We start from the raw sequence: 24,255 nt of genomic DNA, 5'->3' as shown, positions 1-24,255 counted from the left end.
GGTGGCACGATCAGTCCGAAGATGGCTTACAGTTCGGGGCATGGCAGGTGTTCTAATCGGCCTGGCGCTTCTGGCCTTCTGGCTGTTCTCGTTGTTCGACGTCATCACCACCCCCGAAGAAGAGGTCCGGCACTCCCCCAAGGCCGTATGGCTGATCATCGTGGCGGCGGTCCCCCTCGTCGGGGGCGCTTTCTGGATGATGCGCGGCCGTCCCAGGACGGTCGTCACGGCAGGACCGCCGCCCGCCGAAAGCCGCCCGGCGCCGAAGGGCCCGGACGACGACCCCGACTTCCTGCAGGAGCTCGACCGCCGCCTCCGCGGCGAGTCCGAGGCCTGACACCCCTCCGGCCGCCTTCCGGCCCGGGACGCCCTCCGGGTCCGCCCTGGGTCCAGGCCGGCCGGCCCGAAACCCCGCGCCTCATCATCGGGCCGGGCGTCCCTCACGGCCGTGCCCGGGGGAGCCCCGAGGGCAGGAGGTCAGCCGCCGACGTCGGCGTAGCTGTGCAGGCCGGGGAAGAGGATGTTGACGCCGAACAGGTTGAACAGCAGGCACGCGAACCCGATGAGCTGGACGACGGTCGCGCGGTTGCCGCGCCAGCCCGCGGTGACGCGGGCGTGGAGGTAGGCCGCGTAGCCGATCCAGGTGATGAACGACCAGACCTCCTTGGGGTCCCAGCCCCAGTAGCGGCCCCACGCCTTGTCCGCCCAGAGCGCGCCGGCGATGACGGCGAACGTCCACAGCGGGAAGGCCACGACGATCGCCTTGTGGGCCACCTTCTCCAGGTCGGCGCGGGACGGCAGCCGCGACAGCCCGTCACCGCGGACCAGGTAGAGCACCCCCGCCGCGCCGGCCAGGGTGAACAGGCCGCCGGCCAGGATCGCGGCCGAGACGTGGATGGCGAGCCAGTACGAGTTGAGCGCCGGCACCACCGGCCCCGCCGCCGTGTAGAACTTGAGCACCGCCAGCCCGAGCCCGAGCGCGGCCGAGACCATGACGAAGGCGCCGAGGAAGCGGATGTTCTGCCGCACGTTGGTGACCAGGAACGCGGTCACGGCGGCGAAGCAGATCGCCACCACGAACTCGTACATGTTGCCCCACGGCCACCGGTCGGCCGCCAGGCCGCGCGTGGCGATGGCGGCGAGGTTGGCGGCCCAGCCGAGCCAGGCGACGGCCACGGCGACCAGGCCGGCCGTACGGGCCCAGGCCGGCGGCTCGGGGCCCTCCTCGGCCCGCTCCACGTCGCCGGCCGCGGGCCCGCCCGGGGACGCCAGGACGTCCGTCCGGCTCTCGGCCGCCGGGTCCGGTCCGCTCCCGGAGGCGTCCGACCCGCTCTCGACCGGCTCCGCGGCCGCGCCGACGCCCACCGGGACCCGGGCGCCGGCCCGCGACCTGGGGGTGTCGGCACGCGCCTTGCCGAACGCGAGCTCCACCGCGAACCCGATCATGGCCCCCAGATAGAGCAGGACAGCGGCGAGCACGAGCAGGTCGCTCAGCTCTGCGAGTGTCTCAGCGGACATCCTTGTCTCCTGCCAGTTGCTTCACGATGTCGTCGAACTCCTCGGCGAACCCGGCGGCGGACCCTTCGGTCCGGGTGAGCCCGCCCACGTCGGCCGTGCCGTCCTTGATCCGTACCCACACCCGCCGGCGGCGGATGGTGAGCGAGAACACGATGGCGATGGTGGCCGTGGCCGCCGCCAGCAGCGCGGGCAGCCTGCCGGGGTCGTAGGCGATCTGGAGGGTGATCCACTCCTTGACGCCGGTGAACTCCAGTCTGCCGGCCCCGTCGGGCAGTTCCAGCGCCTTGCCCACGGCCAGCGGGTCGCCCGCGGCCTCGCCCATCACCAGAGGCTGGAGCTTCTTGAGGATCTCGGGAGGGGCGAGCTCGTACACGGACTGCGGTGTGCCGGAGCGCAGCCCCAGGTCGCCGCTGAAGGCGCCGAGGACCTGCACCTCGGGGACGACGGCCCCGGGGAAGGACGAGGCGTGACCGCCGTCCTTCAGCGGGGTGCTGGTCGGCAGGAACCGCAGCAGGAACCCGAGCTGCGACGGCTCGGCGTCGGGCACCTTGACCACGCAGCCGGAGGTGAGCGTGGGCTTGTCCTCGATGAGGCAGGGCACCGGCCCCTCGAAGGCGACCTGCCCCTTGCCGTCGGTGACCCGGAAGACGGGGGCGTAGCCGTGGCCGATGAGGTAGGTCTGGGTGCCGTTGACCACGAGCGGCTCGTTGACCTTCAGCGCGTAGTCGCGGGCGGGCGCGCCGGGCGAGTCGTTGACCTTGAGGTGGGCGGAGTAGTCGAGCTCCTGGCCGGAGTTCCGGCCGCCGACCTGGTAGGTGGCCTGGAAGTCGCTCAGCTCGAACGCGAACGGCTCCAGCGACTCGGCGTTGACCCGCGCCCCCGGCATGTAGCGGTCGTAGGCGGCGACGGTGTTGGCGAACCCGTCGCCCTCGACCACGAGCACGTTGCCGCGGTAGCCGTAGACGGAGCCGACGCCGACGGCCGCCAGCAGGCCGAGCAGCGCGATGTGGAAGAGCAGGTTGCCGGTCTCGCGCAGGTAGCCCTTCTCGGCGGCCACCCAGCCGTCGCCGGCGTGGACGCGGAAGCGCAGCTTGCGCAGCCGCCTGGCGGCCTCCTCGACGGTCAGGTCGCTCGCGAAGGACGCGTGGTGCGGCAGCCGGGACAGGTTGCGCGGTGCCGCGGGCGGCTTGCGGCGCAGCTCGCGCAGGTAGGCGGCGGTACGCGGGATGATGCAGCCGACCAGCGAGGTGAACAGCAGCAGGTAGATGGCGGCGAACCAGACGGAGCTGAAGACGTCGAAGAGCTGGAACCGGTCGTACAGCTCGGCGAGTGCGGGGTTCTGCTGGTAGAACTGCGCCACCCGTTCGGGCTCGACGCCGCGCTGCGGGAGCAGCGAGCCGGGGATGCTGGCCAGCGCGAACAGGAACAGCAGGATCAGCGCCGTCTTCATCGAGGTGAGCGTGCGCCAGCCCCAGCGCAGCCAGCCCAGCGGCCCGGCCCCCGCCGGTCTGCGCTGCTCGCGCTCGCGCTCCAGCTCGGAGACGGTCATCAGATCACCGGCCTGAAGCTGCCGATCAGCCCTTGCATGGTCGCGATCATCTCTCCCCACAGGCCCGTCACCAGGGCCACGCCGACGACCACCATCATGCCGCCGCCGACCCTGGTGATCAGGAGGGAGTGCCGGCGGATCGCGCGGAAGGTGCGCAGCGCCTTGCTGTAGGCCAGGGCGGCGGCGACGAACGGCAGCCCGAGCCCGAGCGCGTAGGCGACGGCCAGCAACGCGCCGCGCGAGGCGCTGCCCTCGTTGAGCCCGAGGGTGAGCACCACGGCCAGGGTGGGCCCGATGCACGGCGTCCAGCCGAGACCGAACACCACGCCGAGCAGCGGCGCCCCGGCGAGTCCGGCGGCGGGCAGCTTGTGGACGCGCACGTCGCGCATCAGCCACGGGAAGACGCCCATGAAGACCAGCCCGAGCAGGATCGTCAGCACGCCGAGCACCCGCGTGATCACGTCGGCGTTGACCAGCAGGACCTGGCCGAGCTGCCCGAACAGCGCGCCGCTGAGCACGAACACCGCCGCGAACCCGGCCACGAAGAGCGTGGTGCCGAGCACCAGCCGCCCCCGCTTGGGGTCGTCGCTCATGCCCGTCACGTACGAGAGGTAGCCCGGGACGAGCGGCAGCACGCACGGCGACAGGAACGACACCAGCCCCGCCAGAGCCGCGATCGGCACCGCCAGCAGCAGGGAGCCGGAGGCGACGACGTCATTCATCGCGCACCTTGAGCACCGCGTTCTTCAGGTCGGTGTAGCGGACCGCGCCGAGCGCCCTGGCGGCGATCCTGCCCTGCCTGTCGATGATCAGCGTGGACGGGATGGCGGCGGGCGGGACCGTGCCCTGGAAGGCCAGCGCGACCTTGCCCGGCTGGTCGTAGATGCTCGGGTAGCCGGGGTTCTCGGTGCGCTCGAACGCCAGCGCGTCGGCCTTGCGGTCCTTGAAGTCGACGCCGATGAACTCCACGCCGCCGGCCTTGGTCTCGGCCGCGACCTCCTTGAGCACGGGCGCCTCGGCCCGGCAGGGGGCGCACCAGGACGCCCAGAAGTTGAGCACGACGACCTTGCCCTTGTGGGCGGCCAGCGAGGCCGTGCCGCCGTCAAGGGTGGGGCCTTCGATCGCGGGCGCGGGCTTGCGCTCCGCGGCCTCGAACACCTGCATCTTCCCGTCACCGGCGACGAACCGGGTGTCGCCCGCCTGCGGCTGCCCGCTCTGGCTGCCGGCGCACCCCGTCACCAGAGCAGCGATAAGGAGCAGGGAGATGGACTTCGCGCGCACGGGAGGAAGATCTCCTTGTACTACAACCGGTAGAGTTGCAACTGTACCGGCGCCGTCAGGCGCCCGGCACGCTGGGGCCCCGCTGCAGCGACCCGGCGGGCTCGCTGTAGCCGACGCTGACGAGCCGGTCGCCCTCGAACGTGAAGGTGGTCAGGCTGGCCAGGCCGCACTGCCGTCGCCTGGGGTCGTGCCACAGCCTGCGGCGGCCCTCCGCCGCCATCCTGACGGCCCAGATGGGCAGTTGGTGGCTGACCATGACGACCTCGTGGCCGCGCACAGCCTCCCTGGCTTCGTCGATGGCGGCCCGCATGCGCGCGACGATCACCGGGTAGGGCTCGCCCCAGGAGGGGCGCATCGGGTTCCAGAAGTAGCGGTAGTTGCGCGGGCTGCGCAGGATGTGCAGCCCCTGCCCGACGGTCCTGCCTTCGAGCAGGTTGCCGGCCTCCACCAGCCGCTCGTCGATCTGGATCTCCAGCCCGTGCGCGGCCGCCACGGGCGCCGCGGTCTCTCGCGCGCGCTCCAGGGGCGAGCTGTAGACGGCCGCGATGTCGCGGCCGGACACCGCCTTGGCGACGGTCTTGGCCATGAGCTCGCCGGTCTCGGACAGGTGATAGCCCGGCAGCCTGCCGTAGAGGATGCCGCCCGGGTTGTGCACCTCACCGTGGCGCAGCAGATGAACGACGGTGGTTTCAGCCATGGTGGCCTCAGCTTAACCGCTCACCCGCACCTGATCGCCAGGGTCGATCGCCCGGGAGTAGAGTCTGGTTTCGGAAGGAGTCGTCCGATTGGACCCGTTAGCCCTGGCGCTCGTCCTGACAGCGGCCGTGGCGCACGCGTCGTGGAACCTGCTGAGCAAGAAGGCCGCCCACGTCGACAGCCTGGTGTTCGTCTGGCTCGTGGCGGCGGCGGGCGCGGTGGTGTGGAGTCCGCTGTTCGCCGGGTTCCTGCTGGTGGCGCGGCCCCGGGTCGGGTGGCAGGACCTGGCGGTGATCGGAGTGAGCACCGCGATCCACCTGGGGTACTTCGTGCTCCTGCAGCGCGGGTACGGCAGCGGCGACCTGTCGGTCGTCTACCCGGTGGCGCGCGGCACGGGCCCGATGCTGGCGAGCCTGGTGGCGGTGCTGTTCCTGGCCGAGCGGCCGTCGCCGGTGGGGATCGCGGGGATCCTCCTGGTGGGCGCCGGCGTGTTCCTGATGAGCGGGGGCGTCGGTCAGGCGAACCTGAAGGGCGTCGCGTTCGGGCTGGTCACCGGCGTGTTCATCGCCGCCTACACGGTCTGGGACTCGCGGGTGGTGAGCGCCTTCGCGGTGGCGCCGATCCTGCTGAACTACCTGGGCGAGGCGGGCCGGGCGATCGCGCTGGCCCCGTTCGTGCTGCGCGGGCGGCGGCGGGCGCTGGTGGCGCCCGCCTGGCGGGCGCACCGGCGCACGATCGTGGCGGCCGCGGTGCTGGCGTTCGTGTCCTACCTGCTGGTGCTGGTGGCCTTCACCAGGGCTCCGGTCAGCCTGGTCGCGCCCGCGCGTGAGATCAGCGTGCTGATCGCGGTCGTGCTGGGCGGGCGGCTGCTGGCCGAGGACGGGGTGCGCCATCGGCTGGCGGCCGCGGGCGTGATCGTCGGCGGCGTGGTGGCCATCGCGCTCAGTTGACCGCCCAGCCGTTCTCCTCGCCGCTGCTGGCCTGGACGAGCGCGTCGACCGTGGCCCGGATGGCGGGGCGGCGGGCGGCGTCGTTGCGCCAGAGCGCGTAGATCCGGCGGCTCTGCCGGGGCAACAGAGGCACCATCCGGACGCCCTCCGGCACCAGGTCGCGGCCCAGCCGGGGCACGATCGCGCAGCCGAGCCCGGCGGCGACCAGCGCGAGCTGGGTCGGGTACTCGTCGGCCATGGCGGTGATCACGGGCTCCAGCTCGGCGCTGCGCAGGGTGAACACCAGCCAGTCGTGGCAGACGGTGCCCGGCGAGGAGCTGATCCACCGTTCGCCGCAGAGCGAGGACAGCTCGACCTCCTTGCCGGCGGCCAGCGGGTGGCCCGCGGGGAGCGCCACGTCCGCGATGTCGTCGAGCAGCGTCTTCCTGGACAGGCCGTCGGGGATCGGCATCGGCCGGTTGATCCAGTCCTGCACGAGGACCAGGTCGAGCTCTCCCCTGGCCACCTCGCGGATCATCCGTTCGGGCTCGCGCTCGTACAGGTTCACCGACAGGTCGGGGTGGCGCCGGCGGAGCTCGGCGAGCGCGCCGGGCATCAGGCCGCGGGCAGCGGTGGGGAACGCGGCCACGTTGAGCCGGCCGACGACCTGGCCGCGTAGCGCCTCGAAGTCGGCCTCGGCGGTCTCGACCAGGGCGAGGATGCGTTCGGCGTGCTCGGCGAGCAGTCCGGCCGCGTCCGTCAGCCGGACCCCGCGCCCGTTGCGCTCGACCAGCCGCGCGCCGGTCTCGCGTTCCAGCTTGGCTATCTGCTGCGACACGGCGGAGGGGGTGACCATCAGCGCGTCGGCGGCGGCTCCCACCGAGCCGTACACGTGCACCGCGTGGAGGGCCTTGAGCCGGTTCAGGTCCAACATGTAAGCGAGTCTAAAGCGTGCACCCAAGAAAGTCTCGCTTGTCCTTCATTCTGAAGCACTGGAAAATAGTTGCATGCGAATCCTTAAGCAGAAGAAGCAGCCGTACCAGTCCACCTCCTACCTGAAGACCCTCGCCGAGCAGGCCAGGCAGCAGCGCGCCCGCCACCGCAGAGCCGCCTGAGCCGCGCCCCGGTCAGGGTCGCGGTGACCACCCTCCGCCCCCTCCACCTGGCGCTCGCCATCGGGCTGGCCGCCGTGTGGGGCGTGAACTTCGTCGTCATGCAAGTGGGGCTGGAGCACTTCCCTCCCCTGCTCTACGCCGGCCTGCGCTTCGCGATGGCGGCCTTCCCCGCCCTGCTCCTCGTCGGCCGTCCGGCGGTGCGGTGGCGGTGGATCGCCGCCGTCGCGGCCACGCTCGGCGCCGGGCAGTTCGCCCTCCTGCTCGTGGGCATGCGGGCCGGCATGCCCGCCGGGCTGACCTCGCTGGTCCTGCAGATGCAGGTGCTGTTCACGATCCTGTTCGCGGTGACGCTTCTCGGCGAGCGCCTCACCGCACGCCGCGTGACCGGGCTGGCCGCCGCCTTCGGCGGCCTGGCCCTGGTCGCCGCCGACTTCGGCGGCTCCGGCCCGATCGGCGCCTTCGCCCTTTGCGTCGCCGCCGCCGCGGCCTGGGGCCTCGGCAACGTCGCCCAGCGCAGGGCCGCCCCGCCCGACTCCCTCCGCTTCATGGTCTGGGTCAGCGCCCTGTCGTCCCCGCCGCTGCTGCTCCTGTCGCTGTGGCTGGAGGGCGTGCCCAATCTCGCCGCGCCGCTGGAGGGCTGGCTGTCCCTGCTGTACGTGGCCTTCGTCTCGACACTCGGCGGCTTCGGCGTCTGGGGCTTCCTGCTGCGCCGCTACGACGCCTCCACCGTCGCCCCGTACACGCTCCTCGTCCCCGTCTTCGGCATGAGCACGGCCGCCCTCTTCACCGGCGAGCCCCTCACCTGGCTCCGCGTCGCCGCCGCCGTCCTCATCGTCACCGGCGTCCTGTACGCCGGCACCCGCCGCCGCACCCCCGAGCCGCCGGCCCGCGAACCGGGGAGAACCGCCCTCGCGAAATAGCGACTCCCCGCCCGGCAGATCAGCGAGAAGGCCGACCGCGAATCAGGGAATCGATCTCCGGCAGACCTGGGAGATTGTTGTTCGCAGACCGCGAATGACCACGTGGGAGGCTCGATGGATCTCGTGCCCCGGCTCGCCGCAGGCCGGCTGAAGGAACTGCTCGACGAGCTGCGGATCGTCGTGGTCAACGGTCCCCGCCAGTGCGGCAAGACGACCCTGTTGCAATCGACCTGATCGCTCTCGTGGCCGCGCGCGCGGGCGGACAGCTCGTCCTGGCCCAGCTCGCCAACAGTCTCGGGCTCGATGCGGCGACCGTCCGCTCCTATCTCGCCTACCTGGAGACGGTCTTCCTCGTCGCCTCCGCCCCCGCCTGGTCGAACAACTTCTCCTCTCGGGTGACCCATGCCCCGAAGACCTACGTCACCGACAGTGGCCTGGCCGCCTACCTGCTCGACGTGGACGCCGAAGCCCTGCGCGCACCCGGCCACCCGGCTCTCGGCGGGCTGCTCGAAACCTTCGTCTTCGCCGAGCTGCTCAAACTGGCGACGTTCACCCAGCGGCACGTCACCCTGCGCCATTATCGAGACCGCGACAAGCGCCAGGTCGACTTCATCCTGGAACGCCGGGACGGCACCGTCATCGGCATCGAGGTCAAGGCCTCGGCCACCCCCAAACCGGACGACGCCCGGCACCTGCGCTGGCTGAGAGACAACCTGGGCGACCGCTTCCGCGCCGGCTACGTGCTCCACCTCGGCGACACCAACCTGCCGTCAGGCGACCGGATATTCTTCACCCCGCTGTCGGCCCTGTGGGGTCACGCCGCTCCGGAGGGTCTCACCCCACGTCTGCCTGCCTGAACCGCCTCACCTCCGGGGGGCCGGGCTCCCCGTTGAGAGGAGCCCGCGCCCGGTGGCCGTCAGAGGACCGCGGCGGCGGCCTTGGCGGCGGCCGGGAGGGCGTCGGCGATCCTGGACAGCGCCTCGTCGTCGTGGGAGGCCGACAGGAACCACGCCTCGTACGCCGACGGCGGCAGATAGACGCCCTGGTCCAGCATGCTGTGGAAGAACGCCCGGTAGGCGTCCGTGTTCTGCGTCTGGGCGTCGGCGAAGGACGTCACCTGCCGGTCGGTGAAGAAGACGGAGAACAGGCTGCCCGCCGTCTGCAGCCGGTGCGGCACCCCGGCGGCCGTCAGCGCGGCGGCGACGGCCCCGGCCACCGCGCCGGCGGCGGCGTCGACCCTGGCGTAGGCGTCGGCGTCGAGCGCCCGCAGCGTGGCCAGGCCGGCGGCGCAGGCCAGCGGATTGCCCGACAGCGTGCCCGCCTGGTAGACGGGCCCCTCGGGAGCCAGGTAGGCCATGACCTCGGCCCGGCCGCCGAAGGCCGCCGCCGGGAGCCCGCCGCCCATGACCTTGCCGAACGTCATCAGGTCGGCGTCGACCGGGTCCAGCCCGTACCAGCCGGAAGGCGAGACGCGGAAGCCCGTCAGCACCTCGTCCACGATGAGCAGCGCCCCGTGCCGGGTGCACAGCTCGCGCAGGCGGCTGTTGAAGCCGTCGAGCGGCGGCACGATGCCCATGTTGGCCGGGCACGCCTCGGTGATGACGCAGGCGATCTCCGCCGCCTCGAAGGCCTGCTCGACCAGGTCGATCGCGTTGTAGGGCAGCACGATCGTGTCGGCCGCCGAGGCGCCGGTCACGCCGGGCGTGTCGGGCAGCCCGAACGTCGCCACCCCTGACCCGGCCGAGGCCAGCAGCGCGTCGACGTGGCCGTGGTAGCAGCCGGCGAACTTGATCACCTTGGACCGGCCGGTGAACCCGCGGGCCAGCCGCACCGCGCTCATCGTGGCCTCGGTGCCGGAGCTGACCAGCCGCACCTTCTCCACGGGCGCCACCCGGGCCACGAGCTCCTCGGCCAGCGCCACCTCTCCCGGGGTCGCGGTCCCGTACGAGAAACCGTGCGCGGCCGCCTCGGCCACCGCCTCCACGACCGCCGGATGCCGGTGGCCGAGGATCATCGGACCCCACGAGCACACCAGGTCGACGTAGCGGTTGCCGTCGGCGTCGGTGATGTAGGGCCCCTGGCCGGAGACCATGAATCGCGGCGTGCCGCCGACCGCGCCGAACGCGCGGACCGGCGAGTTCACCCCTCCCGGCACGACGGCGCAGGCGCGGGCGAACAGGTCCTCGGAGTTCTGTGTACGGCTCACGCGAACAGGTTAGTCGGCGAGCCACTCCAGGACGCGGAGCGGGTCGGGGAGCGGGCGGCCGTCGGGGGGCCGCAGCCAGGAGACGGGCTGACCGGTGGTGAGGGTGGAGGGCGGGGCCAGGACGTAGCTGTCACGGCAGTGCCAGCGCAGGCCGGGCGTGTCCTCGATGGTGGCCGGGTCGCAGTCGAGCTGACAGGACCACCATTCGTCCTCGTCCTCGGGGTTGCCCCGGGTGGCGACATAGAACAAGACCCGGTCGCCGTTGGCGGCGACCGGGCCTGAGGGGGTTTCGGTGGCGTCGATCCTGGCCAGGGCCGACAGTCCGGTGGACAGGGGTACGTCGAACACGTCGAAGACGCGGCCGGTGGGCAGGATGACGTTGGCCTCGGGGTCGTACCGCCACCAGCGGGTGAGCTGGGCCGTGTCGGTCGTGGCCTGGATGTTCCAGGCGGGCGAGACGGGGTGGGCGCCGGGGTCGGGACAGCCGACGCGGTCGCACGAGCAGGCCCGGGGGCCGCTGCGCAGCGGGTGGGCGCCGGGCACCGACGGCCACCCCAGAGCGGCGTAGCCGAGCACGGCGTCCAGCCGGGTGTGCCGCGACCGTTTCCTGGTACGGCGAGCCAGAGGTACCCCCACCATGGTGTCTCCCGTCACGATTCCGTGCCCGAGGCAGCCCCGTTCTCCTGGCCTGACGCGCACGCGGGACACACCAGCACTTCTTATGGCACTCTAACGCACACGTCTCAGGAGTTGACGGGAAACCCCCGGGTTAGAGACGGCGCGCCACCTCGGTCGCCCAGTAGGTGAGGATGAGGTCGGCCCCGGCGCGCTTGATGGACACCAGCGACTCCATGATCATGCGGTCGCGGTCGACCCAGCCGTTGGCGGCGGCGGCCTCGATCATCGCGTACTCGCCGCTCACCTGGTAGGCGGCGACGGGCACGTCCACCTCGTCGCGGAAGCGGCGGATGACGTCGAGATAGGCGAGCGCGGGCTTGACCATGACGGCGTCGGCGCCTTCCGCCAGGTCGAGCCTGACCTCGCGGAGCGCCTCCTCCAGCGGCCCGGCCGGGTCCTGCTGGTGTCCGGCCCGGTCGCCGAACTGCGGCGCGCACTCGGCGGCGTCCCTGAACGGCCCGTAGAAGGCGGAGGCGTACTTGGCGGAGTAGGCCAGGATCGGCACCCCGGCGAACCCTTCGGCGTCGAGCGCCTTCCTGATGACCGCGACCTGGCCGTCCATCATGCCGCTCGGCGCCACCATCTGGGCGCCGGCCCTGGCCTGCGCGACCGCGACGGCGGCGTAGCGCTCCAGGGTGGCGTCGTTGTCGACCTCGCCGCTCTCGGTGAGGATGCCGCAGTGGCCGTGGTCGGTGAACTCGTCGAGGCAGGTGTCGGCCATCACCACGATGGCGTCGCCGACCTCGGCGGTCACGTCGCGCAGCGCCACCTGCAGGATGCCGTCGGGGTCGTCGCCGGCCGAGCCGCGGGCGTCCTTGACGGCGGGCACGCCGAACAGGATGAGCCCGCCCACCCCGGCCTCGGCGGCCTCGTGCGCGGCCTTGCGCAGCGAGTCGCGGCTGTGCTGGCTGACCCCGGGCATGGAGCCGACCGGGTGCGGCTCGGTGATGCCCTCCTTGACGAACAGGGGCAGGATCAGGTCGGCGGGGTGCAGCCTGGTGCCGGCCACCATCGCGCGCAGCGCGGGGGTGCGGCGCAACCTGCGCGGACGGGCCACGGGGAACTGGGCGCTCACTTGACTCTCCTCCTGGCGCCTCGGCGGGTCTGGGACGGCCGGCGCGGCGTGTCGCCCGCGGCGAGCGCCGCCGACCGCTGTTTGGCGCCGTACTCGGCCAGCGCCGCCGCCAGCGCCGAGGCGGAGGGCCGGTCGGCCATGACGTCCACGCGCAGCCCGAACTCCTCGGCGGTCTTCGCGGTCTGCGGCCCGATCACCGCGATGACCGTGACGTTGTGCGGCTTGCCGGCGATGCCGACGAGGTTGCGCACGGTCGAGGACGAGGTGAACAGCACGGCGTCGAACCCGCCGCCCTTGATCGCCTCGCGGATCGGCGCGGGTGGCGGCGCGGCCCGCACGGTGCGGTAGGCCGTGACGTCGTCGCACTCCCAGCCGAGCTCGGTCAGCCCGGCGACGAGCGTGTCGGTGGAGATGTCGGCCCTGGGCAGCAGCACCCGGTTGATCGGGTCGAGCATCGAGTCGTACGGCGGCCACTCGGCCACCAGGCCCTCCGACGACTGCTCGCCGGACGGCAACAGGTCGGGCCTGACGCCGAACTCGACCAGCGCCCGCGCGGTGGCGTCGCCGACCGCGGCGACCTTGAGCCCGGCGAAGGCCCGCGCGTCGAGGCCGTACTCCTCGAACTTCTCGCGCACCGCCTTGACGGCGTTGGCGCTGGTGAAGGCCACCCACTCGTAACGGCCGGTGACCAGGCCCTTGATGGCGCGGTCCATCTGCTGCGGGGTGCGCGGCGGCTCGACCGAGATGGTCGGCACCTCCTCCGGCACCGCCCCGTACGAGACGAGCTGCTCCGACAGCGACCGGGACTGCTCCTTGGTACGCGGGACCAGCACCCGCCAGCCGAACAGCGGCTTGGTCTCGAACCACGACAGCGTGTCGCGCCGGCCGACGGCCTCGCCCACGACGACCAGGGCGGGCTCGGCGAGCCCGGCGTGCTTGAGGTCGGCCTGCAGCCTGCCGAGCGTGGACACCACGGTGTGCTGCTCGGTGGTGGTGCCGGAGGAGGTGACGGCCACCGGCGTGGTGTCGGGCTTGCCCCCGGCGACCAGCGCCTTGCCGATGGCCACGACGTCGGCCAGGCCGTGGTAGATGACGAGCGTGCCGGGGCAGGCGGCGTGGGACGACCAGTCCTGCTCCCTGGCGGCGTCGACGACGCGGAACTCGGGCACCGACACCGCCGACGGGATGCCGGCGTAGGCGAGCACGGCGGTCGCGGACGGCACGCCGGGCACGATCTCGAAGTCCACCTCCGCCGCGGCGCAGGCCGCGACCTCCTCGGCCACCGTGGAGAACAGCATCGGGTCGCCCTCGCACAGGCGGACGACGAGCCGGCCGGCGGCGGCGTGGTGGAGGTAGTCGCCCTCGGCCACCTCCACCTCGGGCCGGCTGTGGCGCAGCAGCGCGCGGTGCGCCTCCTCGCCCGGCACGACGACGTCGGCCTTGGCGAGCAGTTCGGCGCCGCGCAGGGTGAGGAGATTGGGATCACCGGGCCCGGCGCCCACGAACGCGACGAAACCGGAGGTAGGACTATCGGAGCTCAATGGGATTGCTCCCCCATCAATCTGTCGGCCCCTTCGTGAAGCATCTCGGCCGCGAGCCGGCGACCCAGATCTTCCGCCTCCGAAGGAGAGCCGGCGGTGGACTTGCGCACCGCCTGACGGCCGTCGATGGCGACGACCGCGGCGGTCAGGTGAAGAGTCTGCCCGTCATCGAGCCCGAAAGCACCCACAGGGGCAGAACAGCCGGCTTCGAGGGCGGCCAGGATGGTGCGCTCGGCGGACACCGCGGAACGGGTCCGCGGATCGTCCAGCACGGACAGGAACTCGACCAGGTCGGCCCGGTCCGAGAGGCATTCGACGGCCAGCGCGCCCTGGCCCGGGGCCGGCAGCAGCTGGTCGATCCCGAAGAGGTCGGCGATCTCGGCGGTGCGCCCGATCCGGTTGAGCCCGGCGGCGGCCAGCACGACCGCGTCCAGCTCACCGGCGGCGATCTTGCCGATGCGGGTCTCGGCGTTGCCGCGGATCGGCACGTACTCCAGGTCGGGCCGGAGCGCGCGGAGCATGGCGACGCGGCGCGGCGAGCCGGTGCCGACGCGGGCGCCCGCGGGCAGGTCGGCGAACGGGACCGGGCCGACGAGCGCGTCGCGGTGGTCGTGGCGGGCGGGCAGCGCGACCAGCTCGATGCGCGGGTCCGCCTTGGTCGGCAGGTCCTTCAGCGAGTGGACCGCGAAGTCGATCTCGCCTTCGAGCAGCTTGTCGCGCAGCGCGCTGACGAACACGCCGGTGCCGCCGAGCTGGGCGAGGTGGGCCTTGCTCACGTCGCCGAACGTCGTGACGCCGACCAGCTCGATGGCGCGTCCGGTGAGCTCGGTGTAGGCGTCGGCCACCATCCGCGACTGCGTGGTGGCCATCAGGCTACGACGGGTGCCCAGCTTCAGGGACCGCGAGATCACAGCTCTACCTCCCTTACGGCTTCGGGCATCTTCGGATCCAGGTCGAACAGCTCGCGCAGCGCTTCGGCATAATGATCGCCTCCCGGCGAGGTGGCGAGCCGCTTGACACGCACAGTGGGCTCGTGGAGCAGCTTGTCGACGACGCGCTGCACGGTCAGCGTCACCTCGTCCCTGGTCTTGTCGTCCAGGTCGGGCATCCTCATCATCAGCCTGCCCAGCTCGGACTCGACCACGCTCGCCGCCTTGCTGCGCAGCGCCACCACGGTCGGGGTGACCCGCGAGGCGCGGGCGGCCTCGAGGTAGGCGGTCAGCTCCTCGGCGAGGAGCCAGCGGGACGCGCGCACCGCGTCGTCCTCGTGGGAGCCGATGCCGGACTCGCGGATCGTCTCCAGGTCGACGAGGGTGACGCCGGGGACGGCGCGCACGGCCGGGTCGATGTCGTGCGGCAGCGCCAGATCGAGCAGGAACGCTCCGCGCGTCATCATGTCGGCGGTGATCACGTGGCGCCCGGCGCCGGTGCAGGTGATGACCAGGTCGGCGTCGGCCAGCTCGCGGCCGACCGCGGCGAACTCCACCGCCCGCCCGCCGACGGAGGCGGCCAGGCGGGCGCCGCGCTCGAACGTACGGTTGGCGATGACGATGTCGCTCACCCCGGCGCGCGCCAGGGTGGCGGCGGCCAGGGAGCTCATCGAGCCCGCCCCGACCACCAGGGCGCGCCGGCCGGTCACGTCGCCGGCCAGCGCGAGCCCCGCGCTCACCAGGGACGCGCCCGCCTTGTCGATGCCGGTCTCGGTCTGGGCCCGTTTGCCGACGCGCAGGGCGTACTGGGCCAGCTCGTTCAGCGTGGCGCCGATGGTGCCGTGCTTCTGCGCGAGCTTGAGCGCCTGGCGGACCTGGCCGAGGATCTGGGCCTCGCCGACGACCATGGAGTCGAGGCCGCACACGACCGAGAACAGGTGCTCGACCGCCCGCTCCTCGTAGTGCACGTACAGATGCGGCGTCAGCTCGTCGACGGGCACGCCGGAGTGGCGGCTGAGCAGCTCGGTGACGACGGTGACGGCGGCGTGGAAGCGGTCGACGGCGGTGTAGACCTCGACCCGGTTGCAGGTGGAGACCACGAAGGTCTCGGCCACGCACGCCTCCTGCCGCACGTCGTGCAGGAGCTTGGTCAGTGCCTCGCCGGTGACCGACACGCGTTCCAGCATGGCCACCGGCGCGGTCCGGTGGCTGAGCCCGATCGCCAGAACACTCATTGCGTGTCCACTGCCATGAGTGGCCCCCCCGCCTTGCGTTGTTCGTGGAACGCGAGAATCTGCAGTTCGATGGAAAGGTCGACCTTCCGCACGTCGACGGAGCCGGGAACGGAGAGGACGACCGGCGCGAAGTTGAGGATGCTGGTCACCCCAGCGGCAACGACACGATCGCACACTTCCTGTGCGGCTGCCGCAGGTGTCGCCAGAACCACGATCGAAACTCCACGCCGCTTGATCACGGCTTCCAGTGCGTCAATATGTTCAACATTCAACCCCGCGATGGTGTCGCCCACGACGTCGGGGTCGGCGTCGAACATGGCGGCGACGTGGAAGCCCCTGGAGACGAACCCACCGTAGTTGGCCAGGGCGCGCCCCAGATTGCCGACGCCGACGATGGCCACGGCCCAGTCCTGGGTCAGGCCGAGCTCGCGGGAGATCTGGTAGACGAGATACTCCACGTCGTAGCCGACGCCGCGGGTGCCGTAGGAGCCCAGGTGCGAGAGGTCCTTGCGGAGCTTGGCCGAGTTGACCCCGGCCGCCGTGGCCAGGTCCTCGGAGCTGACCGTCGCGATCCCGCGCTCAGCCATCCCGTGCAGCGCCCGCAGGTAGAGCGGCAGCCTGGCGACCGTAGCCTCGGGGATGCCACGATCGCGGGGGTGGGACGGGCTCTTCACGTGCGGGAGCTCCAGGGGAACGGGCGACCGTGGGCCGCGTGGCTTGAAATCGAACCGCCTTTCAGGTTAATCCCTTTGTGAACCGATGCACAAAGTAGGCACCCTGGCAAGTGGCGCTACGGTGGGTGACATGCATCGCATCACCCTCATCGGCAAGCCCGGTTGCCACCTCTGCGAGGACGCCCGGGAGATCATCGCCCGGGTGGCCGGCGAGCTGGGCGTCCCCTGGTCGGAGGTGAACATCGAGACCTCCGACGAGCTGCGCGAACGCTACTGGGAGATGATCCCGGTGACGCTGATCGACGGGGTCCAGCACGACTTCTGGCGCGTCTCCGAGGACCGGCTGCGCGCCGCGCTGGCCGACTAGCGGCTAGAACCTCACCGTCGGCAGCGGCACGACCTTGGCCGCGTTGATGTCGAGCTCGATGACGTTGGTGGCGAGCACCATGGCCTGGCGCTCGCTGATGAACCGCTCGACGTGCGGCTGCCGCTGGTGGTCGCGGTAGGCCACCTCGTCGCGGTAGATCTCGTAGACGATGCGCTGCAGCGGCGCCGACTTGACCGCGTGGCAGGCGTACACGAGGGTGTCCGGCTCGCCCCTGCGCACCGCCTCGACGGTCTGCTCGGCCAGCCGGTCGAAGGCTGCCCCGGCGCCGTCCATGAGCGTGAAGACCGTGAGCATGCCGTAGATGTTCGGCGACAGCTTCGCCGACGGGCCCTGCGGGACCGGCGGGACGACAGGCTGCGGGCCGGTCGCCGGCACGCGCGGGGTGAACACGTCGGCGGCCGGGTAGATCGCGCCGGTGGCGGGCCCGTCGGAGGCGGCCGCCGGCGTCACGTGGTCGAGGTGGCGGCCGTTCATCACGTATCCGGTGGACGGGCCGGGGTCGGGCGCCGGCCTGCGCGAGGCGTGACCGGTCTCCCCGGTGGCCGGGCCGCGGTCGCCCGGCGACATCCGGGCCGCGTAGTCGGTCTCCCCCGTGGCGCGGTATTCGGCCACCAGGTCGCCCAGCCCCGACCGGCGCGGCGGCGCCGGGCCCGTGGCCGGGCCCTGCGGGCTCGCGGTGACGGGCTCGGGCTCCGCCCGGCGCCCCATCGGCCGCCGCTCCTGGCTCGGTTCGGCGTCGAAGTCGTCGTACTCGTCGTCGTCCTCGTACGGGGCCAGAGGGCGCAGCACGGTGTACCAGATCGCGGCGGCGACGACGATCAGCAGCACGGTCGTGAACACGCCGGGCACCGCGAACCGCATCGCCCCCATCAGGGCCAGCCCGGACGGCACGATCACCAGGCAGGCGTGCAGGTTGTCGGTGTCGTACTCGTCGCCATCGCGCCATCGGAGCGCGGCCACCACCACGGCGCCCGCCATGATGAGGGCGGCGACCACGTGGGCGGCCAGCAGCAGGTAGTCCGGGATGATCGCCCAGTGCACGCGCGCGTCGGGCAGGCTCTTGCCCATCTCCTCGGACCTGAGCGGGTCCATGAGGAGGATCACCGACGCGGTGACCGTGAAGCCGATGCCGAACAGCCACGCCGCGAACTTCGGCGGCGCCTTCTCCGCCAGGAGCTGGATCAGGCCGATGGCCAGCCAGAGCGGCGCCAGCAGCGACCCCGTCAGCTGGAAGACCTTGAAGGTGACCGCCCCGAAGCCGACCAGATGGCCGACGCCGATCACGCCGAGCGACACGCACAGCAGGCAGGCCGCGGCGGCCCAGGCGATCAGCCAGCCCTCTGGCTCCTCACGCAACCGCCTGACCAGGGCTCCGGCCGCGACGGCGGCCAGGAGCGCACCTGCGAAAGCGATGACGGCAACGAGGATCTCCATGGTGTCTCCAATGCTGCCGGACAAAGCCTCCGAGCCGGTAGCCGAAGAGGGAACGGGTTGGTCCACACCGTATCTGCCGCTTACTGGATGTCATGCCAAGGGCAAGTGGATTGTGCAAATTACGGTTGATTTCTAGAGTGTTCGAGCACGCCGCACCCCTTACCCGTAGGGATACCGGATGCCTGACTCGTGGCCGTTCTCCGGGTTGCTCGCGACAGCAGTCGCCGCGCCGACCCGGACGACCGAGCCTGACGTGCGCGAAGACCGTGACGCCGCCGACGACGATCTGCGTACCCTGGTGCTGCACGCCAAGACCGGGGACTCGGACGCCTTTGGCACGCTCTACGACCGATACGTGGACCTGGTCTACCGCTACATCTACTTCCGGGTCGGCTCGCACCCGCTCGCCGAGGATCTGACCAGTGAGACCTTCCTGCGGGCGCTGCGGCGGATCACCGACTTCACCTGGCAGGGCCGCGATTTCGGCGCTTGGCTCGTGACGATCGCCCGAAATTTGGTGACAGATCATTACAAATCGAGCCGCTACCGGCTGGAAGTGTCCACCGGCGAGGTGATCGACGTCCCCCTCGACGGCCCCCACATCCCGGAGAACGCCGTGGTCAGCGCCATCATCAACGACCGGGTGCTGCGCGCGGTCCGTGACCTCAACCCGGAACAGCAGGAGTGCGTGGTGCTGCGCTTCCTGCACGGCCTGTCCCTCGCGGAGACCGCGCTGATCATGGGGAAGAAGAGTGGAGCGATCAAAGCCCTCCAGTTCCGGGCCGTGCGCGCACTGGCCAGAGCACTCAAACACGACCTTGCGTAACCCGCTGCCACGGACCGTCGTTAGGCAGGTGTCACGGCAGCGCCTCCAGGCGTCGAGGGAGCGGTCATGAAAAGGGCGCGCAGATCGCGCGAACGGGTGCTCGGCCACCTCACCGAGCTGAGCGGGCTCCCGCTCGGAGGCGGCCCCGACCCGACCTTCCGCGAGCGCCTGCGCGCCGAACTGGCCACCGCCGACCGCACCGGTGACCGCGCCGCCGACCACACCGCCCACCGCACCGCCCACCGCACCGCCGACCGCGCCGCCGACCGTACGGCGCAGCCCGCCGCCGGCTCGTCGCCCCGGCACGCCCGGCCCGCGCACCGCCGGCCGCGCCGCAGGCGGCGGCTGGCGTCGCAGCTCGCCTCCAGCGGGGTGGCCGCCGTCATGCTGCTGTCCACGATCGCCACCTACCGGGCGGTGCCGGGCGACCCGCTGTACCCGCTCAAGCGCGCCACCGAGAGCACGCTGGTCCGGCTGAGCACCGACGACGTGGTACGGGCCGAACGCGAGCTGGTGTCGGCCGAGACGCGCGCCAGGGAGGTGGCCCAGCTGCTCGGCGAGACCGGCGAGGGCGCCCTGGTGGGCAGGACGCTCAGGGAGATGGAGCAGTCGACCCGGGCCGGCGTCACCCGGCTGGAACGGGCGGAACCGCGCTCCCCCAAGATCGGCGAGTTCGCCGAGACGCAGCGGAACAGGGTCGAGCCGATGATCGAGAAACTCGACGGGGACGAGCACGACCAGGCCGTCGGGTACCTCCACTACATCGAAGGGCTCGTCCCGCCGTCTAGGTAAGCTGAAGCGCATGTGGCGGGGAATACGACGACGGCACGGAGTCCAGGCCGAGATCGCCGGTGAGGCCGCGGCCGCGGCAGCGGTGGTCGTGCCGCCGAGCGAGCCCGACCTGGAGGCGGCTGCCTTCTTCGACGTCGACAACACGATGATGCGCGGGGCCTCGATCTACCACTTCGCCAGGGGACTGGCCACCCGCGGCATGTTCACCACGAGCGACCTGTTCAAGTTCGCGATCGGCCAGGCGGCGTTCCGGATGCGCGGCAGCGAGAACCCCGAGCACATCGCGGTCGCCCGCGAGACCGCGCTGGCGTTCGTCGCGGGCGCGAAGGTCGACGACGTGGTGCGGCTCGGCGAGGAGATCTATGACGAGGTCATGGCCGACCGCATCTGGGCCGGCACCCGATCGCTCGCGCAGAGCCACCTCGACCGGGGCCAGCGCGTGTGGCTGGTGACCGCGACGCCGGTCGAGCTGGCCCGGGTGATCGCCCAGCGGCTGGGCCTGACCGGCGCGCTCGGCACCGTCGCCGAGACCAGCGAGGGCGTCTACACCGGCCGGCTGGTCGGCGACCTGCTCCACGGTCCGGCCAAGGCCGAGGCGGTGCGGGCGCTGGCCCGCCGCGAGGGCCTCGACCTGACCCGCTGCACCGCCTACAGCGACTCGGCCAACGACCTGCCGATGCTGTCGCTGGTCGGCAGCCCGGTGGCCATCAACCCCGACAGCGAGCTGCGCGAGCACGCCAGGAAGCACGACTGGCCGATCAAGGACTTCCGCACCGGACGCAAGGCGACGATGACGGCGCTGCCGATCGCCGCCGGGCTGGGCGCGGTGGCCGGCGGGGTCGCCGCCGGCATCGCGCTGCGCAGGCTCTACCGCGACCGTTAGCGCAGCGAGGCGAACAACCGCCCGGCCTCGGGCTGCTTCCAGGCGAGCCGGTTCGGGTCGGCCGGGTGCCTGGTCCACGGCACCGTGACCAGCTTCACGCCGCCCTGCGACGTCGTGGCGATCGTGGTCATCCGGTCCAGGTCGAGCGCGGTGTCGGTCGTGACGGACTCCGCCACCACGGACATGAACTCCCGGAGCCGGGCCGGATCGGCGAGGATCCGCTCGGCCTTCCTCACCATGGCCGCGACGACGACCTGCTGGCGTCTGATCCGGGAGATGTCGGAGCCGTCGCCGTAGTTGCGCAGCCGCATGTAGCCGACGGCCTGCTCGCCGTTCAGCAGGCTTCTGCCCGCCGGGAGCTTCAGCTCGGACCTCGGATCGTCGACGGCCCGCTCCAGGTTCACCTCGACGCCGCCGAGCGCGTCGACGAGCCGTCCGAACCCGACGAAGTCCACCTCCACCATGTGGTCGATCCGCACGTCCGTCAGGCTCTCCACGGCCTTCACGGTGCAGGTCAGCCCTCCTTTGCCGTACACGGAGCTGATCAGGTCGGTGCGGGCGGGCGCCGATCCGCAGGCCGGGAGCTCGACCAGTGAGTCGCGCGGGATGCTGACCGCCGTGGGCCGCTTCCGGTCGGCGGGCAGGTGCAGCAGGATGATGGAGTCGGTGCGGACGGGTTCGTCGGGCACGCCGCGGTTCGCCCCCTTGTCGACGCCCACCAGCAGCACGTTCACCGCGTCTGTCATCTTGGCGGGCCGGGCTCCCACCGGGTGCCCCACCTTCCGCTGGGAGTCCCCGAGCAACAGCGCCGGCACCGCCACGGCGGCGACCGTGGCCACGGTGGCGGCGGCCACCAGCCCGGCCGCCATCCAGCCGAACCAGCGCCGGCGCGACCCGGCCTGGACCAGCCGCGCCCGCTGGCGCTCCAGCGTCGCCGCCGGCTCGTGCTCCAGCTGCCTGCCGAAGTCCCTGAGCAGCTTGAGGTCGTCCATCGTCACTCCTCTCCCAGCATCGGGTTGGCGTCGCCGAGGGCCGCGCGAACCTTCCGCCTGCCCCGGTTGAGGCGGGAGCGCACGGTCCCGATCGGGATGCCGAGCGCCCGCGCGGCTTCCTCGTACGTGAGATCACCCCACGCGACGAGCAGCAGCACGTCGCGGTCCTTGGCGGGCAGCGCGGCCAGCGCGCCGGCCAGGTGGGGCCGGGTGGCCTGCGCGGTCACCCCGGCCGCCACTCGGTCGGCCGGCGACTCCACGTCGGGGTCGACGGGGGCGCGCAGCAGAGCCCGGTAGCGGGCGGCCTCGGTGCGGTGGTGCCGGGAGACGAGCTTGGTGAGGATGCCGAACAGCCACGGCCTGGCGTCGGGATAGGCCAGGTCGTAGCTCCGGCGCCGGGAGAAGGCCACCAGGAACGTCTCGCCGACGAGATCCTCGGCGGCGGGGCCGGGGCCCAGACGGCGTGAGACGTACCGGTAGAGCATGCCCGAATAGCGGTCGAACAGCTCGGCGAAGGCCTCTGGTTCGGTCAGCGAGGCGCTGATGAGCTGGGCGTCCGCATCCCGGGTGGCGGGTTGAGTAATCATCTCCGCCCTTCTGTGGGGGATCGGTCGGAGATGTCTCGCCACAACCCGCCGTCCGGGTTCACGCCGGACGGCGGCGCCTACTACGGCGCCCGCTAGAGGAACGGCGGGAAGGCGTGGCCGCGACGCAGTCGGAGCTGGTCGAGCATCTGCTGGATGACCTCGCGGACCCGGTCGGTGAGATTGAACACCAGCATCGGGTCGTCGGCCGCGCCGGGATCGAACTCGTCCGTACGGATCGGCTCGCCGAACTCGATCAGCCACTTCGACGGCAGCGGCACCAGCCCGAGCGGGCCCAGCAGCGGGAAGAACGGCGTGATCGGCACGTAGGGCAGCCCGAGCAGCCGCGCCACGAACGGCACCTCGCCGATCTTCGGGTAGATCTCCTCCGAGCCCACGATCGCCGTCGGCACGATCGGCACCCCTGCCCTGATGGCGGAGGCGACGAAGCCGCCGCGGCCGAACCGCTGCAGCTTGTAGCGCTCGGAGAACGGCTTGCCGACGCCTTTGAAGCCCTCGGGGAACACCCCGACCAGCTCGCCCCTGCGCAGCAGCCGGTCGGCGTCCTCGCGGCAGGCCAGGGTGTGGCCGGTCTTGCGTGACAGGTGGCTGAACAGCGGCAGCTTGTAGACCAGGTCGGCGCCGAGCAGCCGCAGCGCCCTGCCCGCCTCGTCGTGCAGGGCCACCTGCATCATCAGCGCGTCGACCGGGAGCGTGCCGGCGTGGTTGGCCACGACCAGCGCGCCGCCCTCCTCGGGGACGTTCTTCAGGTCCAGCGCCTCGACCCTGAACCAGTGGTGGTAGATCGGCCGCAGCAGCTCCAGCAGCACCTTGTCGGTCAGCTCGGCGTCGTAGCCGAACTCGTCGACCTCGTAGTCGCCGGTCACCCGCCGCCGCAGGAACGCCAGCAGCTCCGCGACCGGATCGGGGACGTCGCCGCCGCCGTCGGCGGAGTAGGAAGGAGCCGCGCTGATCGGGACGACCGGGGCCTGCCCGTCGTCGTGGGGAACGCTCACCGGCGCGCACCTCCGAGCGCGTACAGCCCGCGCGAGCGCAGGAAGTCGTCGAACGCCGCGGCGGTGGTGAACTTGGGCCGCCAGCCCAGCTCGGACTCCAGCGCGCTGGTGTCCACCGCGCGGCCGTGGCTCATCAGGCGCAGCTGCTCGGGCGAGTACTCGACCAGCCCGGCGCCGCGCACGGCGTTGCCCAGCAGCCGGAACGCGGGCGACGGCAGCGGCAGAGCCGGCCGCCCCGCCCTGCGCACGCACTGCGACAGCAGCAGCACGCCGGACCCGGCCACGTTATACGTGCCGGGGTGGTCCTCCGTCGCCATCCGGCTCAGCACCTCGACCGCGTCGTCCTCGTGGACGAACTGCAGCCGCGGGTCGAAGCCGAGCACCGTCGGCAGCAGCGGCTGGGTGAAGTAGCGGGTCAGCGGCGAGTCGACGCCAGGACCCATGAAGTTGGCGAAGCGCAGCAGCGACACGCAGACGTCCGGACGCCGGCGCGCGAAACCCCGCACATAGCCCTCGACCTCCACGGCGTCCTTGGCGTATCCGTGGTCCGGGCTGTGGTGCGGCTCCAGATCCTCGGTGAACACCGCGGGATCGTACGGCGAGGAGCCGTAGACGGCCGTCGTCGAACGGACCACCACGCGCCGCACGGTCGCCGACCGCTGGCAGGCGCCGAGCAGTTGCATGGTGCCGATGACGTTGTGCTCTTTCATGGCGGCCCGGCCGGTGCTCCTGGACGGAGCGCTCACCAGGCTCATGTGCACGACGGTGTCGATGTCGGCGGCCGCGATCACCTGGGCGATGTCGGGGCTGCGCAGATCCACCCGGACGAACTCGGTCCGGCCGAGGGGGATGCCGCCGTCTCGGGTGAACGAGGGGGGCGGCACGGTGTCCACTCCGATGACACGGCCGATCTCGGGATCAGCGGCCAGGACGCTCGCCAGCCGGGCGCCGATGTGGCGCGAGACCCCGGTGACGAGCACGGTGTGGGTCATCT

General features: G+C 71.9%; 26 protein-coding genes. 8 read left to right on the top strand and 18 right to left on the bottom strand.

What is annotated here, in order from left to right; genetic code table 11:
* Nucleotides 1-40: 40 nt before the first annotated feature.
* The gene (locus ACQEUU_RS05210) at nt 41-337 is read left to right on the top strand and encodes a PLDc N-terminal domain-containing protein (RefSeq protein WP_433061009.1); all 297 of its coding nucleotides are present in this window, start codon (nt 41-43) and stop codon (nt 335-337) included.
* A gap of 140 nt (nt 338-477) precedes the next feature.
* Here ACQEUU_RS05210 and ccsB read toward each other — a convergent pair whose 3' ends face one another.
* The 5 genes from ccsB to ACQEUU_RS05185 are packed head-to-tail and all read right to left on the bottom strand — an operon-like array spanning nt 478 to nt 5,045.
* A complete protein-coding gene (gene ccsB, locus ACQEUU_RS05205; RefSeq protein WP_433061006.1) occupies nt 478-1,518 on the bottom strand; it encodes a c-type cytochrome biogenesis protein CcsB in 1,041 nt (346 codons plus the stop codon).
* Nucleotides 1,508-3,067, bottom strand: coding sequence for a cytochrome c biogenesis protein ResB (gene resB / locus ACQEUU_RS05200; protein ID WP_433061004.1), 1,560 nt, complete (start codon nt 3,065-3,067; stop codon nt 1,508-1,510). The genes ccsB and resB overlap by 11 nt, the downstream gene beginning before the upstream one ends.
* On the bottom strand, nt 3,067-3,789 hold the full coding sequence (locus ACQEUU_RS05195) for a cytochrome c biogenesis CcdA family protein (RefSeq protein ID WP_433061001.1): 723 nt from the start codon (nt 3,787-3,789) through the stop codon (nt 3,067-3,069). Before ACQEUU_RS05195 ends, resB begins: the two co-directional genes overlap by 1 nt.
* Nucleotides 3,782-4,348 carry a TlpA family protein disulfide reductase gene (locus ACQEUU_RS05190; RefSeq protein ID WP_433060998.1) on the bottom strand — a complete coding sequence of 189 codons (567 nt, stop codon included), beginning with the start codon at nt 4,346-4,348 and terminating at the stop codon, nt 3,782-3,784. Before ACQEUU_RS05190 ends, ACQEUU_RS05195 begins: the two co-directional genes overlap by 8 nt.
* A 55-nt stretch (nt 4,349-4,403) precedes the next feature.
* Nucleotides 4,404-5,045, bottom strand: a complete 642-nt coding sequence (locus ACQEUU_RS05185) for a histidine phosphatase family protein (RefSeq protein ID WP_433060995.1) — start codon at nt 5,043-5,045, stop codon at nt 4,404-4,406.
* An 88-nt stretch (nt 5,046-5,133) separates the two neighbouring features.
* Here ACQEUU_RS05185 and ACQEUU_RS05180 point away from each other — a divergent pair, with 88 nt between their 5' ends.
* Entirely contained in the window at nt 5,134-5,994 is an 861-nt protein-coding gene (locus ACQEUU_RS05180; protein WP_433060993.1) for an EamA family transporter, read from the top strand.
* Here ACQEUU_RS05180 and ACQEUU_RS05175 read toward each other — a convergent pair.
* Entirely contained in the window at nt 5,987-6,907 is a 921-nt protein-coding gene (locus tag ACQEUU_RS05175; protein ID WP_433060990.1) for a LysR family transcriptional regulator, read from the bottom strand. The genes ACQEUU_RS05180 and ACQEUU_RS05175 overlap by 8 nt on opposite strands.
* Before the next feature lie 204 nt (nt 6,908-7,111).
* Here ACQEUU_RS05175 and ACQEUU_RS05170 point away from each other — a divergent pair, with 204 nt between their 5' ends.
* Entirely contained in the window at nt 7,112-8,008 is an 897-nt protein-coding gene (locus tag ACQEUU_RS05170; protein ID WP_433060988.1) for an EamA family transporter, read from the top strand.
* Nucleotides 8,009-8,250: 242 nt separating this feature from the next.
* Nucleotides 8,251-8,865 (top strand): ATP-binding protein, encoded by a 615-nt coding sequence (locus tag ACQEUU_RS05165; protein WP_433060985.1) that lies wholly within the window; start codon nt 8,251-8,253, stop codon nt 8,863-8,865.
* 59 nt (nt 8,866-8,924) lie between these two features.
* Here ACQEUU_RS05165 and hemL read toward each other — a convergent pair whose 3' ends face one another.
* From hemL to ACQEUU_RS05130, 7 genes are all read right to left on the bottom strand, one after another.
* Nucleotides 8,925-10,214: a glutamate-1-semialdehyde 2,1-aminomutase gene (hemL, locus tag ACQEUU_RS05160; protein WP_433060982.1), complete on the bottom strand. Its 1,290-nt coding sequence runs from the start codon at nt 10,212-10,214 to the stop codon at nt 8,925-8,927.
* Nucleotides 10,215-10,223: 9 nt separating this feature from the next.
* Complete coding sequence (locus ACQEUU_RS05155) at nt 10,224-10,853, bottom strand: bifunctional DNA primase/polymerase (protein ID WP_433060980.1); 630 nt, start codon at nt 10,851-10,853, stop codon at nt 10,224-10,226.
* Nucleotides 10,854-10,983: 130 nt separating this feature from the next.
* Nucleotides 10,984-11,967: a porphobilinogen synthase gene (hemB, locus tag ACQEUU_RS05150; RefSeq protein ID WP_433060977.1), complete on the bottom strand. Its 984-nt coding sequence runs from the start codon at nt 11,965-11,967 to the stop codon at nt 10,984-10,986.
* The gene (locus tag ACQEUU_RS05145; RefSeq protein WP_433060975.1) at nt 11,964-13,508 is read right to left on the bottom strand and encodes a uroporphyrinogen-III synthase; all 1,545 of its coding nucleotides are present in this window, start codon (nt 13,506-13,508) and stop codon (nt 11,964-11,966) included. Before ACQEUU_RS05145 ends, hemB begins: the two co-directional genes overlap by 4 nt.
* Nucleotides 13,505-14,419, bottom strand: coding sequence for a hydroxymethylbilane synthase (gene hemC / locus ACQEUU_RS05140; RefSeq protein WP_433060973.1), 915 nt, complete (start codon nt 14,417-14,419; stop codon nt 13,505-13,507). Before hemC ends, ACQEUU_RS05145 begins: the two co-directional genes overlap by 4 nt.
* A complete protein-coding gene (locus tag ACQEUU_RS05135; RefSeq protein ID WP_433060970.1) occupies nt 14,416-15,672 on the bottom strand; it encodes a glutamyl-tRNA reductase in 1,257 nt (418 codons plus the stop codon). Before ACQEUU_RS05135 ends, hemC begins: the two co-directional genes overlap by 4 nt.
* Nucleotides 15,669-16,346: a redox-sensing transcriptional repressor Rex gene (locus ACQEUU_RS05130; protein WP_270153980.1), complete on the bottom strand. Its 678-nt coding sequence runs from the start codon at nt 16,344-16,346 to the stop codon at nt 15,669-15,671. Before ACQEUU_RS05130 ends, ACQEUU_RS05135 begins: the two co-directional genes overlap by 4 nt.
* A 130-nt stretch (nt 16,347-16,476) precedes the next feature.
* Here ACQEUU_RS05130 and ACQEUU_RS05125 point away from each other — a divergent pair, with 130 nt between their 5' ends.
* On the top strand, nt 16,477-16,713 hold the full coding sequence (locus ACQEUU_RS05125) for a glutaredoxin family protein (protein ID WP_433060967.1): 237 nt from the start codon (nt 16,477-16,479) through the stop codon (nt 16,711-16,713).
* A gap of 3 nt (nt 16,714-16,716) precedes the next feature.
* Here ACQEUU_RS05125 and ACQEUU_RS05120 read toward each other — a convergent pair whose 3' ends face one another.
* Nucleotides 16,717-18,168: an antibiotic biosynthesis monooxygenase gene (locus ACQEUU_RS05120; protein WP_433060964.1), complete on the bottom strand. Its 1,452-nt coding sequence runs from the start codon at nt 18,166-18,168 to the stop codon at nt 16,717-16,719.
* A gap of 178 nt (nt 18,169-18,346) precedes the next feature.
* Between ACQEUU_RS05120 and ACQEUU_RS05115 the strand changes: the two genes are divergently transcribed.
* The 3 genes from ACQEUU_RS05115 (at nt 18,347) to ACQEUU_RS05105 (ending at nt 20,669) form a co-directional block, all read left to right on the top strand.
* Complete coding sequence (locus ACQEUU_RS05115) at nt 18,347-18,994, top strand: sigma-70 family RNA polymerase sigma factor (RefSeq protein WP_433060961.1); 648 nt, start codon at nt 18,347-18,349, stop codon at nt 18,992-18,994.
* 66 nt (nt 18,995-19,060) lie between these two features.
* A complete protein-coding gene (locus ACQEUU_RS05110) occupies nt 19,061-19,786 on the top strand; it encodes a DUF5667 domain-containing protein (RefSeq protein ID WP_433060958.1) in 726 nt (241 codons plus the stop codon).
* Nucleotides 19,787-19,796: 10 nt separating this feature from the next.
* On the top strand, nt 19,797-20,669 hold the full coding sequence (locus ACQEUU_RS05105; protein WP_433060955.1) for an HAD family hydrolase: 873 nt from the start codon (nt 19,797-19,799) through the stop codon (nt 20,667-20,669).
* On the opposite strand, the gene ACQEUU_RS05100 is transcribed toward ACQEUU_RS05105, so the two are convergent.
* The 4 genes from ACQEUU_RS05100 to ACQEUU_RS05085 form a co-directional block, all read right to left on the bottom strand.
* On the bottom strand, nt 20,666-21,661 hold the full coding sequence (locus ACQEUU_RS05100) for an LCP family protein (protein WP_433060952.1): 996 nt from the start codon (nt 21,659-21,661) through the stop codon (nt 20,666-20,668). The two genes, ACQEUU_RS05105 and ACQEUU_RS05100, sit on opposite strands and share 4 nt — an antisense overlap.
* 2 nt (nt 21,662-21,663) lie before the next feature.
* The gene (locus ACQEUU_RS05095; protein ID WP_433060950.1) at nt 21,664-22,248 is read right to left on the bottom strand and encodes an RNA polymerase sigma factor; all 585 of its coding nucleotides are present in this window, start codon (nt 22,246-22,248) and stop codon (nt 21,664-21,666) included.
* Between the two features lie 92 nt (nt 22,249-22,340).
* Nucleotides 22,341-23,261 (bottom strand): lysophospholipid acyltransferase family protein, encoded by a 921-nt coding sequence (locus tag ACQEUU_RS05090; protein ID WP_433060948.1) that lies wholly within the window; start codon nt 23,259-23,261, stop codon nt 22,341-22,343.
* Nucleotides 23,258-24,253 (bottom strand): NAD-dependent epimerase/dehydratase family protein, encoded by a 996-nt coding sequence (locus ACQEUU_RS05085; protein ID WP_433060946.1) that lies wholly within the window; start codon nt 24,251-24,253, stop codon nt 23,258-23,260. Before ACQEUU_RS05085 ends, ACQEUU_RS05090 begins: the two co-directional genes overlap by 4 nt.
* Nucleotides 24,254-24,255: the final 2 nt, after the last annotated feature.

This window comes from Nonomuraea sp. CA-218870 (assembly GCF_050936535.1).
Taxonomy (GTDB): Bacteria; Actinomycetota; Actinomycetes; order Streptosporangiales; family Streptosporangiaceae; genus Nonomuraea; species Nonomuraea corallina.
Note: the sequence above shows the minus strand (reverse complement) of the source record. Positions and strands in the feature narration are given on the sequence as shown.